Below are 14,745 nucleotides of genomic sequence, written 5' to 3' on the forward strand. Positions count from 1 at the left end.
AGTCAGGTGGAGCAGGGACGTGCGGTGGTGCGGGTCAGGCGCCGAGTGAGGGGAGCACGACGGCGTCGACGTAGGCGCTGAGGAAGGCGTGGTCGACCGGCTGGTCGTCGACCAGCGGGCGGGCGACGAACGCCCCGATCAGCATGTGCGGGACGAGATGGAGCGCCGGATTGTCCGGGTCGATCTCGCCGCGCCGGACCGCGCGGGCGAGGACCTCGTCGAAGCTGTTCAGCTCGGGTTCGATGAGCAGCTCGCGCAGGGCCCGGTGCAGGTCCGGGTTGTCGTGGACGGCATGGGCCAGACCCCGCATCAGCGCGGTGTCCTTCTCCATCTGACAGTCGTCGGTGAGCGCCAGGAGGGCCTGGAAGTCGCCGCGCAGCGAGCCGGTGTCGATCTCGGCGAGATGGACGGGCTTGTTGTGGCGCAGGGCCCGGGCGACCAGCTCCGGCTTGCTCCCCCACTGGCGGTAGAGGGTGGCCTTGCTGGAGTGGGTGCGGGCGGCGACGGCGTCCATGGTGAGGGCGTCGTAGCCGACCTCGCGGAGGAGGTCGAGCACGGCCGTGTACAGCTCGGTCTCCCGCTCGGGAGTGAGTCTGCTGCGGGCCATGTCGGGACCTCCGGTCGGGGGGACGAGCAGAGCGAACGAAACGGTTTCGTACTCTGCGTACGGTACGAAGGTACCCGCCCGACCAGCGAAACGAAACCGTTTCGTACGTGTCCTGGGCCACACGCACTCCTGTACGAGTTGCCGCACCCCCTCCGCGCGGAAAGCATGAACGGGTGAGAGACGACGTGGCCTACCTCCGCTTCCCCCACCTCCACGACGACCTGCTGTGCTTCACGGCCGAGGACGACCTCTGGGTCGCCCCGCTCGTCCCCGACGGACAGAGCCCCGGCCGCGCCTGGCGGCTCACCGTCGACCGCACCCGGGCCGGGCACCCCCGCTTCTCCCCGGACGGGCGCCACATCGCGTACACGAACTGGCGCAGCCTCGACCCCGAGATCCACCTCGTCCCGGTCGACGGCGGCCACGCCCGCCAGCTCAGCCACTGGGGCTCCACCGACACCCGGGTCTGCGGCTGGTCCCCCGACGGGGACATCCTCGCCGTCTCCTCGCAGGGCCAGCCCTTCTCGTACTTCTCCTGGGCCTACACCGTCGCCACCGACGGCTCCCCCGGCCGCCGGATGCCCTGGGGGCCCGTCTCCGACATCGCCGTCCGGGACGTCGGCGGCGAGCGCCGCACCCTGCTCCTCACCGGCACCCCGCCGCACGAACCCGCCGCCTGGAAGCGGTACCGGGGCGGCGCCACCGGCCGCCTCTGGCTGCACGGCGAACGACTCCTCGCCGACCTCGAAGGCCACCTCGCCGACCCGATGTTCGTCACCGCGCCACCCGGCGAGGACGGCTACCGGATCGCCTTCCTCTCCGACCACGAGGGCATCGGCAACCTCTACTCCTGCCGCCCCGACGGCACCGGGCTGCGCCGCCACACCGATCACGCCGACTTCTACGCCCGGCACGCCTCCTCCGACGGCCACCGGGTCGTCTACCAGTGCGCCGGCGAGCTGTGGATCGTCGAGGACCTGGCCGCCGGCGCCGAGCCGCGCCGCCTGGAGATCCGCCTCGGCGGCCAGCGGGCCGGCCGGCGGCCCTACCAGGTGCCCGCCGCCCGGCACGTCGACGCGCTCTCCGTCGACGAGACGGGCCGGGCCAGCGCCGTCGGCGTCCGCGGCAGCCTGTACTGGCTCACCCACCGCGACGGCCCCGCCCGCGCCATCACCGACACCCCCGGCGTCCGCGTCCGGCTCCCCGAGATGCTCGGCAGCGGCGGCCAGATCGCCTACGTCACCGACGCCGAGGGCGAGGACGCCGTCGAGATCGCCTACCTGCCCCGGGCCAGCGGCGACCGGCCGCCGCGCCGGCTCGCCGCCGGGGAACTCGGCCGCGTCGAGGAGCTCGTCGCCGACCCCGACGGCGAACGGCTCGCCATCGCCTCGAACGACGGCCGGCTCCTCCTCATCGACGCCACCGAGGACTCCAACGGCGAGGTCACCGAGCTCATCCGCTCCGTCAACGGCCCCGTCCGCGACCTCGCCTTCTCCCCCGACGGCGCCTGGCTCACCTGGTCCCACCCCGGCATCGGCCGCTCCCTGCGCTCCATCAAACTGGTCCGCATCTCCGGGCCCGGGCCGCGCGCGGTCATCGACGTCACCAACGGGCGCTTCGAGGACGAGAACCCGGTCTTCACCAGCGACGGCCGCTACCTCGCCTTCCTCTCCTGGCGCGGCTTCGACCCGGTGTACGACGTCCACACCGGCGACCTGTCGTTCCCGCTCGGCTGCCGCCCCTACCTGGTGCCGCTCTCCTCCGCCACCCCCTCCCCCTTCGCGCTCCTCCCCGACGGGCGCCCGGCGGCCGGCGGACTCGACCCGGCCGACGACGGCGCCGACAGCGGCGACGGCACGGTCACCGTCGAGATCGAGGGCCTGCCCGACCGGGTCACCCCCTTCCCCGTCGCCGCCTCCAAGTACTCGGCGCTCGCCCCGGTCTCCGGCGGCGGGCTCGTCTGGCTGCGCTGGCCCATCTCCGGCGCCCTCGGCGAGACCTTCGCCAACCCCGCCGACACCTCGGGCCGCCCCACCCTGGAGCACTTCTCCGTCGTCAAGGCCCGCCGCACCGAACTCGCCCGCGACCTCGACTGGTTCGCGGTCAGCGGCGACGGCACCCGGCTCGTCGTCTTCGACGAGGGCGAACTGCGGGCGGTGCCCGCCACCGAACCCGGCGACGGCGACTCCACCGTCTACCTCGACCTGCGCCGCATCCTGCACGACGTCGACCCCGGCGCCGAATGGCGCCAGTCCTACGCCGAGGCCGGACGGATCGTCCGCGCCTACTTCTGGGAGCCCGGCATGGGCGGCGTCGACTGGGACGCGATCCTCGACCAGTACCGGCCGCTGCTCGAACGGGTCGCCTCCCCCGACGAGTTCGCCGACCTGCTCCGCGAGGTCATGGGCGAACTCGGCACCTCCCACGCCTACGTCACCCCCGCCCGGCGCAACGAGGGCCCCGCCCACTACCAGCGCCCCCAGGGCCTCCTCGGCGCCAACTTCGTCTGCCGGGACGGCAACTGGCTGGTGAAACGGATCCTGCCCGGCGACTCCTCCGACTCCAAGGCCCGCTCCCCGCTCGCCGGCACGGGCATCCGCGAGGGCGCCGCCCTCACCCACATCGACGGCCGGCCCGTCGACCCCGTCACCGGCCCCTACCCGCTGCTCGCCGGCACCGGCGGCACCACGGTCGAGCTCACCTTCACCCCGGCCGGCGGCGAGGGCCGCTCCCGCCGGGTCGCCGTCGTCCCGCTGATCGACGAACGCCCGCTGCGCTACCAGGACTGGGTGGCCAAACGGCGGGCCGTGGTCCGCGAGCTCAGCGGCGGCCGCTGCGGCTACCTCCACATCCCCGACATGGGCGGCTCCGGCTGGGCCCAGTTCAACCGCGACCTGCGGATGGAGGTCTCCCGGCCCGCCCTCATCGTCGACGTGCGCGGCAACGCCGGCGGCCACATCAGCGAACTCGTCGTGGAGACCCTGACCCGGAAGATCATCGGCTGGGACCTCACCCGCAACGCCCAGCCCGTCAGCTACGCCTCCAACGCCCCGCGCGGCCCCGTCGTCGCCCTCGCCGACGAGGCCACCTCCTCCGACGGCGACATGATCACCGCCGCCTTCCGGCTGCTGAACCTCGGCCCGGTCGTCGGACAGCGCACCTGGGGCGGGGTCGTCGGCATGACCGGCCGGCACAAGCTCGGCGACGGCACCCAGATCACCGTCCCCATGAACGCGGCCTGGTTCGCCCCCTGGGGCTGGTCCGTGGAGAACCACGGCGTCGAACCCGACCTCGCCGTCCTGCGCACCCCCCTCGACTGGGCCGAGGGCCGGCACGCCCAGCTCGACGACGCCGTCCACAAGGCGCTCGCCCTGCTGGAAGCGGAACCGGCCGCCGTCCCGCCCGGCTACGAGGACGTGCCGAACCGCTCCCGCCCGAAGCTCCCCCCGAGGTCCAGCTCGTAGGCGATCGCGGTCTCCCCGGTCTTCAGCGTCTCGCGGCCGACCGCACCGAAACCGACCCGGGCGAGCACCGCCCGGGACGCGCCGTTGTCCGGCGACGCCTTCGCGTACAGCCGGCGCAGCCCGTACTCCTCCACGGCGAGCCGGCAGACCTCCAGGACGCCCCGGGTGGCCAGCCCCCGGCCGGTGGCCGACTCGGCGATGCGGTAGCCGAGTTCGGCCGCGCCGTCGGCGAGGTCCAGCAGGTTGACCCGGCCGAGGATCGCGCCGTCCTCCGCGACCAGGACGTGGAAGCGGATCGTCCCCTCGTTCTCCTGCTCGTCGAGCAGGGCCTGGTGACGGGCGCCGAACTCGGCGAAGTACGCGTCCCCCCGGTCGGGCACGGAGGCGGCGAAGTACGCCCGGTTCTCCCGCTCGAAGGCGAGCAGGGCGGGCGCGTGGTCGGAGCGCAGGAGTTCGAGTACCGGCATGGGGACACGGTACGGAGATCCCCGCCCCCGGCGCGCGTGAATTGCGCCACGCCCGCGCACCCGCGAGGAGGCGGCGCCCCGACACCCCGGAACCGCGCGCACGCGCGAGGGGCGCACCCGGCGTCCCGGGTGCGCCCCTCGTCTCAGGACGGGTCAGGCTTCGCGGCTGCGGTCGCGCTCCGTGCGCTCCCGCGCCTCCCGCTGGGCGCGCTCCTTCGCCTCCTGCGAGCCCTCGCGAGCCTGCGAGGCGCGCTGGGAGGCTTCGTCCTTGGCGTTGCCCATGGCCTTCTTGGCGCGGTCCTGAAGCTCCTGCGCCTTGTCCTGGAACTGGTCCTTGATGCCCATGAAGGTTCACTCCTAGACGGGGTGTGAGGGGGACGGGGCGGGTGTTGCCCCTGGGCCTCGACCAGCCTCGCACGAGCGAACACGCCGCGCATGTCGATCAGTCACGGTCCGTGCCCGGCCCCGGTCCGGCGCTCTCCTTCCGGGCCTGCTCGTCGGCCGCGCCGCCCGCGCCCACCAGACCCCTGGAGACCGTGGAGAGCCGGGGTGCGAAGCGCGCGACCTCCCGCTTGCCGACCGTGGCGATCACGCCGGGCAGATAGCCGCGGACCGACTGCATCCCGCGCAGCCACCACTGTGCGTACACGTGCGCGGAGCGGCGCTCGATGCCCTCGACGATCCGGTCGACGGCCGGGCCGAGCGGGTACGTGCGGTTGGACGGCCACGGCAGCCGCTGCCGCAGCTCCTTCATCACGTCGTCCTGGTCGGCGCCCCGCACCATGTCGGTGTCGGTCCAGGAGAGGTAGCCGACGCCGACCTTCACGCCCTGGTACGCGACCTCGGCGCGCAGGCTGTGCGCGAAGGCCTCGACGCCGGACTTGGAGGCGCAGTACGCGGTCATCATCGGGGCCGGGGTGATCGCGGCGAGCGAGGCGATCTGGAGGAAGTACCCGCGGGACTCCATGAGGACCGGCAGGAAGGCGCGGCCGGTGACGGCCCCGCCGATCAGGTTGACCTCGACGACCCGCCGCCAGGCGACCGGGTCGGAGTCGACGAACGGGCCGCCCGCGGCCACACCCGCGTTGGCGACGACGATGTCGACCTTGCCGAACCGCTCCTTGACCTCGCCGGCGACCCGGGCCATCGCCTCGTGGTCGGTGACGTCGGCCTCCCACCAGTCGGCCTCGGTGTGCAGCCGGCCGGCGACCTCCTCGAGGAGCTCCGGCTCCAGGCCGACGAGCGCGATCTTCGCGCCGCGGGCCGAGAGCTTGCGGGCGAGCAGCTCGCCGACGCCGCGGGCGCCGCCGGTGACGACGGCGACCTGTCCTTCCAGGCTGACCCTGCTCATACCCCTGCCTCCTTGCCGGTCGGACGCGCTCCGAGATAGGTGAGCGTCAGTTCGCGGATCTGTGCGGTGACGGCCTCCGGGGCCTCGACCGGCGTCATGTGGCCCATGCCGGCCAGTTCGGTCAGGCCGGTGCAGTGCGGCAGCGCCTCGGCCATGGCCCGGGAGTGCACCGGCGGGGTGAGCCGGTCGACGGTGCCGACGAGGACGGCGGCCGGCACCCGGAGGTCCCGTACGCCCGCCTCCAGGTCGAGCGCGGCGAGCACCCGCGACCAGCCGTACCGGGACGGGCGCGGGCAGGCGTGCACGATCCGGGCGCAGGCGTCGACCCGGTCGGGCGCCGAGCCCGGTCCCATCGTCGCGTATCTGAGGACCTTCTTCGACAGGCCGGTGACCGGGCCCAGCGGCGCCTTCGAGCCGAGGACGGCGCCGGTCAGCCGGGTCCGCAGGCCGCCGGGGCCGAGCGGCACCACGGTCGCCTCGGCGGTGAGCCGGGACGGGCCGGTCGAGCAGAGCAGGACGGCGGCGGCGTGCTGGACGAAGCCGGGCCGGCCGGCCGCCGCCATGATCGTCATGCCGCCCATGGAGTGGCCGGCGATCACGGCCCGTTCGCCGGGCCCGAGGGTGGCGGCGAGCACCGCCTCCAGGTCGTCGGCGAGCGCGGTGGTCGAGTAGCCGCCGGCGGCGGGGACCGGGGAGCGGCCGTGCCCGCGCTGGTCGTAGGCGATCACCCGGTGGTCGGCGGCCAGGGCCCGGATCTGCCCGGCCCAGAAGGCGGTGGAGCAGGTCCAGCCGTGGGCGAGGACGACGGCGGGCGCGTCCTCGGGGCCGTACACCTCGGCGTGCAGCTCGGCGCCGTCGGCGGAGCGGACGGTGTGGGTGCGGGGCGCGGGGAGGCGGATCACTGGGCGGCCTCCTTCTTGCGGGCCGGGCGGGCGGTGGCCTTCACGGGCCGGGCGGCGCGGACGACCTCGTACTCGGAGAGGTCGACCTGCCGGGTCTCGCGGCGGAACTCGCCGGTGGTGCCGGGCCACAGGGTGGTGTTGCGCCCGTTGGCGTCGAGGTACCAGCTGTCGCAGCCGCCGGCCTTCCAGACGGTCCGCTCCATGCGGTTCTGGACCTTGCGGTTCCAGGCGTGCACGGCGGAGGGGCGGGCGGCGAGCGCGGCCCGGCCGCCGAGGACGTCGAGCTGGCGGAGGTAGTCGGCCATGTAGTTCAGCTGGGACTCGATCATGAGGATCATGGAGGAGTTCCCGAGGCCGGTGTTGGGCCCGATGATCGTCATCCAGTTGGGGAAGCCGTCGACGGTGGCGCCGCGCAGCGACTGCACGCCGCCCTTCCAGTGCTCGGCGAGCGAGCGGCCGTCGGCGCCGTGGACGAGGTCGGCGACCGGCATGTCGGTGACGTGGAAGCCGGTGCCGAAGATGATCGCGTCGACCTCGGTCTCGCTGCCGTCGGAGCCGACGACGACGTTCCCGCGGACCTCCTGGAGCCCGCCGCCGACGACGTCGACGTTGGGCTGGGCGAGGGCCGGGTAGTACGTGTTCGACAGCAGGATCCGCTTGCATCCGATGCGGTACGAGGGCGTGAGCCTGGCCCGCAGCTCCGGGTCCTTGATCGCCCTGGCGATGTTGGCCTTGGCCAGCTTCTCGACCAGGCCCAGCTCGCCCGGGTGCTTGGTGAAGGCGCCGACCTGGAGCTCGCGGATGCCCCAGAGGATGCCGCGGCGCAGGGTGGCGGTGGCCGGCAGGGCGCGGTGCAGCCAGCGCTCGGGGCCGCTGATGGCCCGGTCCATGCGGGGCATGACCCACGGGGGCGTGCGCTGGAAGAGGGTCAGCTTCGCGACCTCGGGCTGGATGGCGGGCACGATCTGGATGGCGGAGGCGCCGGTGCCGATCATGGCGACGCGCTTGCCGCGCAGGTCGTAGTCGTGGTCCCAGCGGGCCGAGTGGAAGACCTTGCCGGTGAAGCCGTCGAGCCCCGGGACGTCCGGGATCTTCGGGTCGGAGAGCGGGCCGGTGGCGGAGACGACGACGTCGGCGGAGAAGCCGCCGCGGCTGGTCTCGATGTCCCAGCGCAGTTCGTCCTCGTTCCAGGCCATCCGCACGACCTCGTGGTTCAGCCGCAGGTGCGGCCGGAGCCCGAAGGTGTCGGTGACGTGCTCCAGGTAGGCGCGGATGTGCCGCTGGCCGGAGAAGGTGCGCGGCCAGTCCGGGTTGGGCGCGAAGGAGAAGGAGTAGAGGTGCGAGGGCACGTCGCAGGCGCACCCGGGGTAGCTGTTGTCCCGCCAGGTCCCGCCGACGGAGTCGGCGCGCTCCAGGACGACGAAGTCGGTGATCCCCTCGCGGCGCAGCCGGACGGCGGCCCCGAGCCCGCCGAACCCCGATCCGATCACCGCCACCCGTACGTGCTCGTGCTTCGCCATGCCGCCTCCCGTGCGCCCGGCCAAGATTCCGCCAGCAATCACTGGCACAGTCGGGACTGTAGAGCAGCTCCATACCGAGCGGTAGGGGTCCGGCGAGGGAAAGTTACCGGCGGTACAACATAGGCTGGCGGGCGTGGCGGAACGATCAGGAGCACAGGAGATGCCCACGGAGGCCCAGGAGCCCCCGCACGAGTACCGCATGGCCGAACTGGCCGAGGCGGCCGGGATCACCGTGCGGACCCTGCGGTTCTACCGGGAGCGCGGACTGATCCCGCCGCCCCGTCGGGAGGGCCGGATCGCCTGGTACGACGAGCGGCACCTGGCCCGGCTGCGGACCATCGCCGCCCTCCTCGAACGGGGCCACACCCTCACCGGGATCGCCGACCTCACCACCGCCTTCGAGTCCGGCCGGGACGTCGGCGAGGTCCTGGAGCTGGGCCCCCCGACCGAGGAGGAGCCGGTCCGGCTCACCCCCGAGGAACTGGCCGACCACTTCGCCGGCGAGGTCACCCCGGAGAACCTCGCCGCCGCCCTCGACCTCGGCTACCTCGCCACCGACGGCGAGGACATCGTCCACGTCAGCCGCCGGCTCCTCGACGTCTCCGCGGCCCTCGTCCGCGAGGGCGTCCCGCTCGCCGAGGTCCTCAGGGCCGGCGCCCGCGTCCGCGAACACGCCGACGCCCTCGCCGCCCTCTTCGCCGAGATGCTGACCGCCCACGCCCCGGAGGCCGACCCCCAGCGGCTGCGCCCGCTCGCCAAGAGCGTCGTCGAGGCGGAGCTCTCCATGGCCCTCGACCGGCGCCTGCGCGGCGCCGGCGGCTGACACCCGGCCCGCCGGAGAGGGCCGGACGAGCGGGCGGGCGGCGGCGCCTAGAGGTCGTAGACGGCGGTCACGGGGGCGTGGTCGCTCCACCGCTCGGGGTGGCTGGCGGCCCGCTCCACATACGCCTTGACCGCCTTGGCCGCCAGGCCGGGGGTGGCCATCTGGTAGTCGATCCGCCAGCCCGTGTCGTTGTCGAAGGCGCGGCCCCGGTAGGACCACCAGGAGTAGGGGCCCTCCTGGTCGGGGTGGAGGGCGCGGACGACGTCGACGTAGCCGCCGTCGGTCTCCTCCAGGACGCGGGTGAGCCACTCGCGCTCCTCGGGGAGGAAGCCGGCGCTCTTGCGGTTGGCCCGCCAGTTCTTGAGGTCGGCCTCGCGGTGGGCGATGTTCCAGTCGCCGCAGACGACGACCTCGCGCCCGTCGGCGGCGGCGCGGACCCGCAGCTCCTTGAGGTAGGGCAGGAACTCGCCCATGAAGCGGTACTTCTCGTCCTGCTTCTCGGTCTCGGCCTCGCCGGAGGGGAGGTAGAGGCTGGCGACGGTGACGCCGGGCAGGTCGGCCTCGATGTAGCGGCCGGAGCCGTCGAACTCGGTCGACCCGAAGCCGACGCGGACGGCGTCGGGCTCGCGGCGCAGGTAGAGGGAGACGCCGGCGCGGCCCTTGGCGGCGGCGGGGGCGTGGGCGGTGAACCAGCCCTCGGGGGTCCGGACCTCGGCGGGCAGCTGCGCCTCCTCGGCGCGCACCTCCTGGAGGCAGACGGCGTCGGCGGAGGTCTCCGCCAGCCACTCGACGAAGCCCTTCTTGGCGGCGGCGCGGAGGCCGTTGACGTTCGCGGTCGTGACAGTGAACATCCCGGGAGAATACCGACACCCGGCGCTCGCATACACGTACGATCGACGCCATGCGCATCCAGCCGACCCCGTACGACCACCCCGACGCCGTGAAACTGCAGGACGAGGTGCAGGCCGAGTACGTCGTCCGCTACGGCGACGGTGAGGGCGACGCCACACCGCTCGACCCCGGGATGTTCGTCCCGCCGCGCGGCCTCTACCTGCTCGCGTACGACGCCGGGGACCGGCCGGTCGCCAGCGGGGCCTGGCGCAGCCAGGACGAGAACGAGGAGGGGTACGCGGACGGGGACGCCGAGCTGAAGCGGATGTACGTGATACCCGAGGCGCGCGGCCTGGGTCTGGCCCGCCGGATCCTCGCCCTGCTGGAGGAGGACGCCCGCGCCGCCGGCCGGACCCGCATGGTCCTGGAGACCGGCACGGCCCAGCCCGAGGCCATCGCCCTCTACCTCTCCAGCGGCTACGAGCCGTGCGCCAAGTTCGGCCACTACCGCGACTACGAGAACAGCCGCTGCTTCGCCAAGCCGCTGATCTGATCCCAGGCAACGAGGCCCCGTCCGGTCACCCCGACCGGGCGGGGCCTCGTCGTGTGCGGGCGCCCTCATGGAGGCCGTCTCGTGCGCAACCCCTTGCCCAGCCATGTGACATGTGCAATTTTACTCCGCAGCCGTCACGACGACGGCCTCCGACTCCCCATCCCCAGGAGTGAATTGTGCGCGCCCTCACCCTCACCGCCGCCGCCCTGCTCATAGCGGCGGCGGCCGTCCCCGCCCAGGCCGCGACCGCCGCAGCCCCCGCCTCCCCCGAGCCGCCCCACGTCTACGCCGACCCGGGCCAGCGCCCGGCCCACGGCAAGACCGGGCTCGCCCCCGCGGGCGGCGGCGGCCTGGAGTCGCGCATCCTGCCGATCGTCCACAACTGCGGTCCGTCGCTGCGGATCCGGGCCCAGGAGATGACCGCCGCCCAGCTGGCGGCGACCTGCGCGAGCCTCGCGAACCAGGACGCCTACTTCCACAACGTGGTCAAGGACTCCGGGCCGGTCGCGGACGACCACAACACCACCCTGGAGGTCGACGTCTTCAACTCCAGCGCGGACTACAAGAACTACGCGCGGAAGATCTACGGCATCGACACCAACAACGGCGGCATGTACCTGGAGGGAGACCCCTCCAGGCCCGGCAACCAGCCGCGGTTCATCTGCTACGAGCGCACCGACGTGAGCCCCGGCTGGCAGATCTGGAACCTGAACCACGAGTACACCCACTACCTCGACGGCCGCTACGACCTGTACGGCGACTTCGGCGACAGCCAGACCACCCCCACCGTCTGGTGGGGCGAGGGCATCGCGGAGTACGTCTCCTACTCCTACCGCGGCATCCCCTACAGCAAGGCCCTGGCCGAGGCCGGCAAGCACACGTACGCCCTGCGCACGCTGTTCGACACCACGTACGAGAACAGCGACGTCAACCGCACCTACAACTGGGGCTACCTCGCCGCCCGTTACATGGTCGAGGAGCACCCCGCCGACGTCGCCACCGTGCTCGGCCACTACCGCACCGGCAACTGGGCGGCCGCCCGCGCCTTCCTCACCTCGCTGGACTACGAGAGCGACTGGAACGCCTGGCTGACGGCGGTGGCCACGACCGCCTGACCCACCCCGTGAACGACGAAGATCCCGCCCGATCTTTCGATCGGACGGGATCTTCGTCATCCGCTGGTGGACCTGAGGGGATTCGAACCCCTGACCCCCTCGATGCGAACGAGGTGCGCTACCGGACTGCGCCACAGGCCCCTGCGACGTGTGAAACATTAGCATCCCGGTCGGCGAGAAGAAAAATCGCTTCCGCCGCAGGTCAGGCGAGGACCCGCCGCACCGCCCTCATTCGTTGGCGGCGCGCGGCCGGTCGTCGTCCGCGTACTGGTCGAAGAGCGGGGTCCTGCCGTGGTCACGGCCCCGGCGCGGCGGGGCCGGACGGCGGCGCGGGGCCGGTGCGGCGGCCGGGGGCTGCTCGGCGGTGGAGGAGCGGGCCGCGCTCCAGGTCTCCGGGTCGGTGACGTCCACGCCGTGGGAGGCGCGGGGGGCGACCGGCGCGGTGACGTACGTGGGCAGCGGCACCGGCACCGGGTCCCAGCTGTCGCCGCGGGCCGGGCCGCGCTCGCGCTGCTGGTCCACCCACTCCGCGTGGTCCGTCTGCTCGACCAGCGCGCGCCGGTCGGCCTCCTGCGGGGAGACCACCGGCGCGGGGGTCGGCTCCGGCTCGGGCGCCGGCGCGGCGGCCCGGCGGCTCTCGCGGAGCCGGGCGGCGGCGGCCTCGGCGCGGCGCCGGTCCATCACGTAGACGAACCGGCGGCGCTCCTGGCCGCGCAGGTGGACGATGTAGGCGCTGAGCAGCACGGCGGGGACGGCGGGCGCCCACAGGAAGGCGACGCCGCCGACGGCGGCGACCACGGCCCCGAGGGTGAAGGCGGAGAAGAGCACGATGGTGGTGCGCCGGCGGCGCGCCAGGGCCTTGCCGCGGCGGGCCCGCTCGGCGGCGCCGCCCGCGGCCGGCCGGGCCGCCGCGGCGGGGGCCGGTTCGTCGCGCTCGGGCCGGCGCTCCGGCTCCGGACGGGGCTCGGGCTCCGGCTCGGGGAGTTCGAGGCGCGCCTCGGTCCTGGCCGGAGGCGCGGAGAAGGCCCGGACGTCGACCGAGCTCAGATGCTCGGTCGCCGCGTCCGGGTCCACGTCGGGGGCCGCCTCCAGGGCCGTACGGTCCCGCTCGCGAAGCTCCTTGGCGTACCGGCGCTCCATGCCCGCCCGTCCGGACAGCAGCCGGATGGCGGTGCTGAAGCGTTCCGTCGGACGGGCCTCGTTCAGCTCGTCCTGCCTGCGGAGCCACATCGGCACCAGGTAGGCGGCCCAGGCCCCGACGATGACTGCGTAGATGAGGCCGCTGCTGCTCACGCCTCACACGGTAGAGGGGTTCGCGACGGGGCATCGGCCAATTGGCCCGGTGTGTCGCACGATCTGGCTGATATCACTGAACTTTTTTGTGATTGTTCAGATCGATCGGTGTTCATATGCCGCTGGAATTCGAACAGTTATCGGAATTTCCTGCGCGGTGAGCGTCACACGGCATCCCGGCGCCGGGTGCGGTGCCAGCGGGCCAGCAGCCCCTCCGGGATCTCCTCCGCCGTCAGCGCGAACACCAGATGGTCCCGCCACGCCCCGTCGATGTGCAGATAACGCGGCCGCAATCCCTCTTCCCGGAAACCGAGTTTCTCCACCACCCGGCGGGACGGGCCGTTCTCCGGCCGGATGCACACCTCCATGCGGTGCAGTCCCACCGTCCGGAAGCAGTGGTCGACGGCGAGCGCGACCGCCGTCGGCATCACCCCGCGCCCGGCGACCGCGCTGTCCACCCAGTAGCCCACGTGCCCCGAGCACATCGAGCCCCAGGTGATCCCGGCGACCGTCAGCTGCCCGGCCATCCGCCCCTGGTACTCGATGACGAACGGCAGCATCCGCCCGCGGTTCGCCTCCGCCCGCAGATGGCGCACCATCTGACGGTACGTGGGGCGCTGCGCGGGCGGCATGCCCGGGGCGGGCGGCGGCACCGTCGCCTCCCAGGGCCGCAGCCACTCGCGGTTGCGCCGGTTCACCTCCCGCCATTCCCGCTGGTCGCGCATCCTTATCGGGCGGAGCAGCACGTCTCCGTCGACGAGGACGACCGGCCAGGGCGTGGTCATGAGGCCGGGCCCGCTTCCGCCGGTCTCGGGTGGTCGCCGCCGCGGATCTGGTCCACGGCGTGCCGCAGCAGCGGCTCCAGGACGGCGAGCCCGTCCCGCACCCCGCCGGTCGACCCCGGCAGGTTCACGATCAGGGTGGAGCCCGCGACCCCGGCGAGGCCGCGGGAGAGCGCCGCCGTCGGCACCTTCTCCCGGCCGTACGCCCGGATCGCCTCCGGGATGCCGGGGATGTGCCGCTCCAGGACCCGGGCGGTGACCTCGGGCGTCTCGTCGGTCGGCGAGATGCCGGTGCCGCCGGTCGTGAGGATCACGTCGTACCCGGCGGCGATCCCGGCCCGCAGCGCCGCCTCGACGGGCGCCCCGTCCGGCACGACCTGCGGCCCGTCGACCGCGAAGCCCATGGAGCGCAGACCCTCGGCGATCAGCGGCCCGCCCTTGTCCTCGTAGACACCGGCGGAGGCCCGGTTGGAGGCGGTGACGACGAGCGCCCGGTGGCCGCCGTGGGCCTCGTGGACGCCCGCGACCCGGCCGCCGCGCGTCACGCGTCGTCCCGGGTCCAGTGCCCGGACTTGCCGCCGGTCTTCTCCTCCACCCGCACGTCGGAGATGACCGCGCCCTTGTCGACCGCCTTCACCATGTCGACGACGGTCAGCGCGGCCACCGACACGGCGGTCAGCGCCTCCATCTCGACGCCCGTGCGGTCGGTGGTCTTCACCGTCGCCAGGATCTCCACGGCGTCGTCCGCGACCGTGAGGTCGAGCGTCACCCCGGAGACGGCCAGCGGGTGGCAGAGCGGGATGAGGTCCGGGGTCTTCTTGGCGCCCATGATCCCGGCGATCCGTGCGGTCGCCAGCGCGTCGCCCTTCGGCACGCCCTCGCCGCGCAGCAGCTCGATCACGCGCGGCGAGACGAGGACCCGCCCGCTGGCGCGTGCCGTGCGGGACGTGACGTCCTTCGCCGATACGTCGACCATGCGGGCGGCGCCCGCCTCGTCGATGTGGGTGAGACCTTGCTGCGTGCTCATGGCCGTGACA

The 14,745-nt window shown here is 73.5% G+C and carries 14 protein-coding genes, 1 tRNA gene and 1 pseudogene; 4 read left to right on the top strand and 12 right to left on the bottom strand.

Features of this window, described 5'->3' with window-relative positions; genetic code table 11:
* Positions 1 to 34: 34 nt before the first annotated feature.
* The gene (locus tag IF73_RS0113890) at positions 35 to 607 is read right to left on the bottom strand and encodes a TetR/AcrR family transcriptional regulator (RefSeq protein ID WP_031007311.1); all 573 of its coding nucleotides are present in this window, start codon (positions 605 to 607) and stop codon (positions 35 to 37) included.
* Positions 608 to 780: 173 nt separating this feature from the next.
* On the opposite strand from IF73_RS0113890, the gene IF73_RS0113895 reads away from it, so the two are divergent.
* On the top strand, positions 781 to 4,071 hold the full coding sequence (locus IF73_RS0113895; protein ID WP_031007313.1) for a S41 family peptidase: 3,291 nt from the start codon (positions 781 to 783) through the stop codon (positions 4,069 to 4,071).
* On the opposite strand, the gene IF73_RS0113900 is transcribed toward IF73_RS0113895, so the two are convergent.
* From IF73_RS0113900 to IF73_RS0113920, 5 genes are all read right to left on the bottom strand, one after another.
* Positions 4,014 to 4,538, bottom strand: a complete 525-nt coding sequence (locus IF73_RS0113900) for a GNAT family N-acetyltransferase (RefSeq protein ID WP_031007315.1) — start codon at positions 4,536 to 4,538, stop codon at positions 4,014 to 4,016. The genes IF73_RS0113895 and IF73_RS0113900 overlap by 58 nt on opposite strands.
* 153 nt (positions 4,539 to 4,691) lie before the next feature.
* The gene (locus IF73_RS0113905) at positions 4,692 to 4,883 is read right to left on the bottom strand and encodes a hypothetical protein (RefSeq protein WP_031007317.1); all 192 of its coding nucleotides are present in this window, start codon (positions 4,881 to 4,883) and stop codon (positions 4,692 to 4,694) included.
* Between the two features lie 97 nt (positions 4,884 to 4,980).
* Positions 4,981 to 5,889, bottom strand: a complete 909-nt coding sequence (locus tag IF73_RS0113910; protein ID WP_031007319.1) for an SDR family oxidoreductase — start codon at positions 5,887 to 5,889, stop codon at positions 4,981 to 4,983.
* Complete coding sequence (locus tag IF73_RS0113915) at positions 5,886 to 6,791, bottom strand: alpha/beta fold hydrolase (protein ID WP_031007321.1); 906 nt, start codon at positions 6,789 to 6,791, stop codon at positions 5,886 to 5,888. Before IF73_RS0113915 ends, IF73_RS0113910 begins: the two co-directional genes overlap by 4 nt.
* The gene (locus IF73_RS0113920; RefSeq protein WP_031007322.1) at positions 6,788 to 8,311 is read right to left on the bottom strand and encodes a flavin-containing monooxygenase; all 1,524 of its coding nucleotides are present in this window, start codon (positions 8,309 to 8,311) and stop codon (positions 6,788 to 6,790) included. The genes IF73_RS0113915 and IF73_RS0113920 overlap by 4 nt, the downstream gene beginning before the upstream one ends.
* Before the next feature lie 160 nt (positions 8,312 to 8,471).
* On the opposite strand from IF73_RS0113920, the gene IF73_RS0113925 reads away from it, so the two are divergent.
* Complete coding sequence (locus tag IF73_RS0113925; RefSeq protein WP_031007324.1) at positions 8,472 to 9,134, top strand: MerR family transcriptional regulator; 663 nt, start codon at positions 8,472 to 8,474, stop codon at positions 9,132 to 9,134.
* A 47-nt stretch (positions 9,135 to 9,181) separates the two neighbouring features.
* Here IF73_RS0113925 and IF73_RS0113930 read toward each other — a convergent pair whose 3' ends face one another.
* Positions 9,182 to 9,985 (bottom strand): exodeoxyribonuclease III, encoded by an 804-nt coding sequence (locus IF73_RS0113930; protein ID WP_031007326.1) that lies wholly within the window; start codon positions 9,983 to 9,985, stop codon positions 9,182 to 9,184.
* A 50-nt stretch (positions 9,986 to 10,035) separates the two neighbouring features.
* On the opposite strand from IF73_RS0113930, the gene IF73_RS0113935 reads away from it, so the two are divergent.
* A complete protein-coding gene (locus tag IF73_RS0113935; protein ID WP_031007328.1) occupies positions 10,036 to 10,518 on the top strand; it encodes a GNAT family N-acetyltransferase in 483 nt (160 codons plus the stop codon).
* 350 nt (positions 10,519 to 10,868) lie between these two features.
* Positions 10,869 to 11,621: pseudogene (locus IF73_RS0113940) on the top strand (collagenase); the annotation flags it as partial.
* Positions 11,622 to 11,697: 76 nt separating this feature from the next.
* Here IF73_RS0113940 and IF73_RS0113945 read toward each other — a convergent pair.
* From IF73_RS0113945 to moaC, 5 genes are all read right to left on the bottom strand, one after another.
* Positions 11,698 to 11,774, bottom strand: a tRNA-Ala gene (locus IF73_RS0113945).
* A gap of 87 nt (positions 11,775 to 11,861) precedes the next feature.
* Positions 11,862 to 12,926, bottom strand: a complete 1,065-nt coding sequence (gene glpR / locus IF73_RS0113950) for a gephyrin-like molybdotransferase receptor GlpR (protein WP_031007332.1) — start codon at positions 12,924 to 12,926, stop codon at positions 11,862 to 11,864.
* A gap of 164 nt (positions 12,927 to 13,090) precedes the next feature.
* The gene (locus IF73_RS0113955; RefSeq protein WP_031007333.1) at positions 13,091 to 13,711 is read right to left on the bottom strand and encodes a GNAT family N-acetyltransferase; all 621 of its coding nucleotides are present in this window, start codon (positions 13,709 to 13,711) and stop codon (positions 13,091 to 13,093) included.
* On the bottom strand, positions 13,708 to 14,253 hold the full coding sequence (locus tag IF73_RS0113960) for a MogA/MoaB family molybdenum cofactor biosynthesis protein (RefSeq protein WP_031007334.1): 546 nt from the start codon (positions 14,251 to 14,253) through the stop codon (positions 13,708 to 13,710). Before IF73_RS0113960 ends, IF73_RS0113955 begins: the two co-directional genes overlap by 4 nt.
* Complete coding sequence (moaC, locus tag IF73_RS0113965) at positions 14,250 to 14,735, bottom strand: cyclic pyranopterin monophosphate synthase MoaC (protein WP_031007335.1); 486 nt, start codon at positions 14,733 to 14,735, stop codon at positions 14,250 to 14,252. Before moaC ends, IF73_RS0113960 begins: the two co-directional genes overlap by 4 nt.
* Between the last annotated feature and the right edge of the window lie 10 nt (positions 14,736 to 14,745).

Origin of the sequence: Streptomyces sp. NRRL F-5727 (assembly GCF_000719555.1) — a bacterium.
Classification (GTDB): Bacteria; Actinomycetota; Actinomycetes; order Streptomycetales; family Streptomycetaceae; genus Streptomyces.

Bases quoted from the DNA above. Each gene is read 5' to 3' on its own strand.
- IF73_RS0113910 (WP_031007319.1), bottom strand. From the start codon at position 5,889: ATGAGCAGGGTCAGCCTGGAAGGACAGGTCGCCGTCGTCACCGGCGGC.
- IF73_RS0113925 (WP_031007324.1), top strand. From the start codon at position 8,472: ATGCCCACGGAGGCCCAGGAGCCCCCGCACGAGTACCGCATGGCCGAA.
- IF73_RS0113905 (WP_031007317.1), bottom strand. From the start codon at position 4,883: ATGGGCATCAAGGACCAGTTCCAGGACAAGGCGCAGGAGCTTCAGGAC.
- IF73_RS0113930 (WP_031007326.1), bottom strand. From the start codon at position 9,985: ATGTTCACTGTCACGACCGCGAACGTCAACGGCCTCCGCGCCGCCGCC.
- IF73_RS0113890 (WP_031007311.1), bottom strand. From the start codon at position 607: ATGGCCCGCAGCAGACTCACTCCCGAGCGGGAGACCGAGCTGTACACG.
- IF73_RS0113935 (WP_031007328.1), top strand. From the start codon at position 10,036: ATGCGCATCCAGCCGACCCCGTACGACCACCCCGACGCCGTGAAACTG.
- moaC (WP_031007335.1), bottom strand. From the start codon at position 14,735: ATGAGCACGCAGCAAGGTCTCACCCACATCGACGAGGCGGGCGCCGCC.
- IF73_RS0113900 (WP_031007315.1), bottom strand. From the start codon at position 4,538: ATGCCGGTACTCGAACTCCTGCGCTCCGACCACGCGCCCGCCCTGCTC.
- IF73_RS0113955 (WP_031007333.1), bottom strand. From the start codon at position 13,711: ATGACCACGCCCTGGCCGGTCGTCCTCGTCGACGGAGACGTGCTGCTC.
- IF73_RS0113920 (WP_031007322.1), bottom strand. From the start codon at position 8,311: ATGGCGAAGCACGAGCACGTACGGGTGGCGGTGATCGGATCGGGGTTC.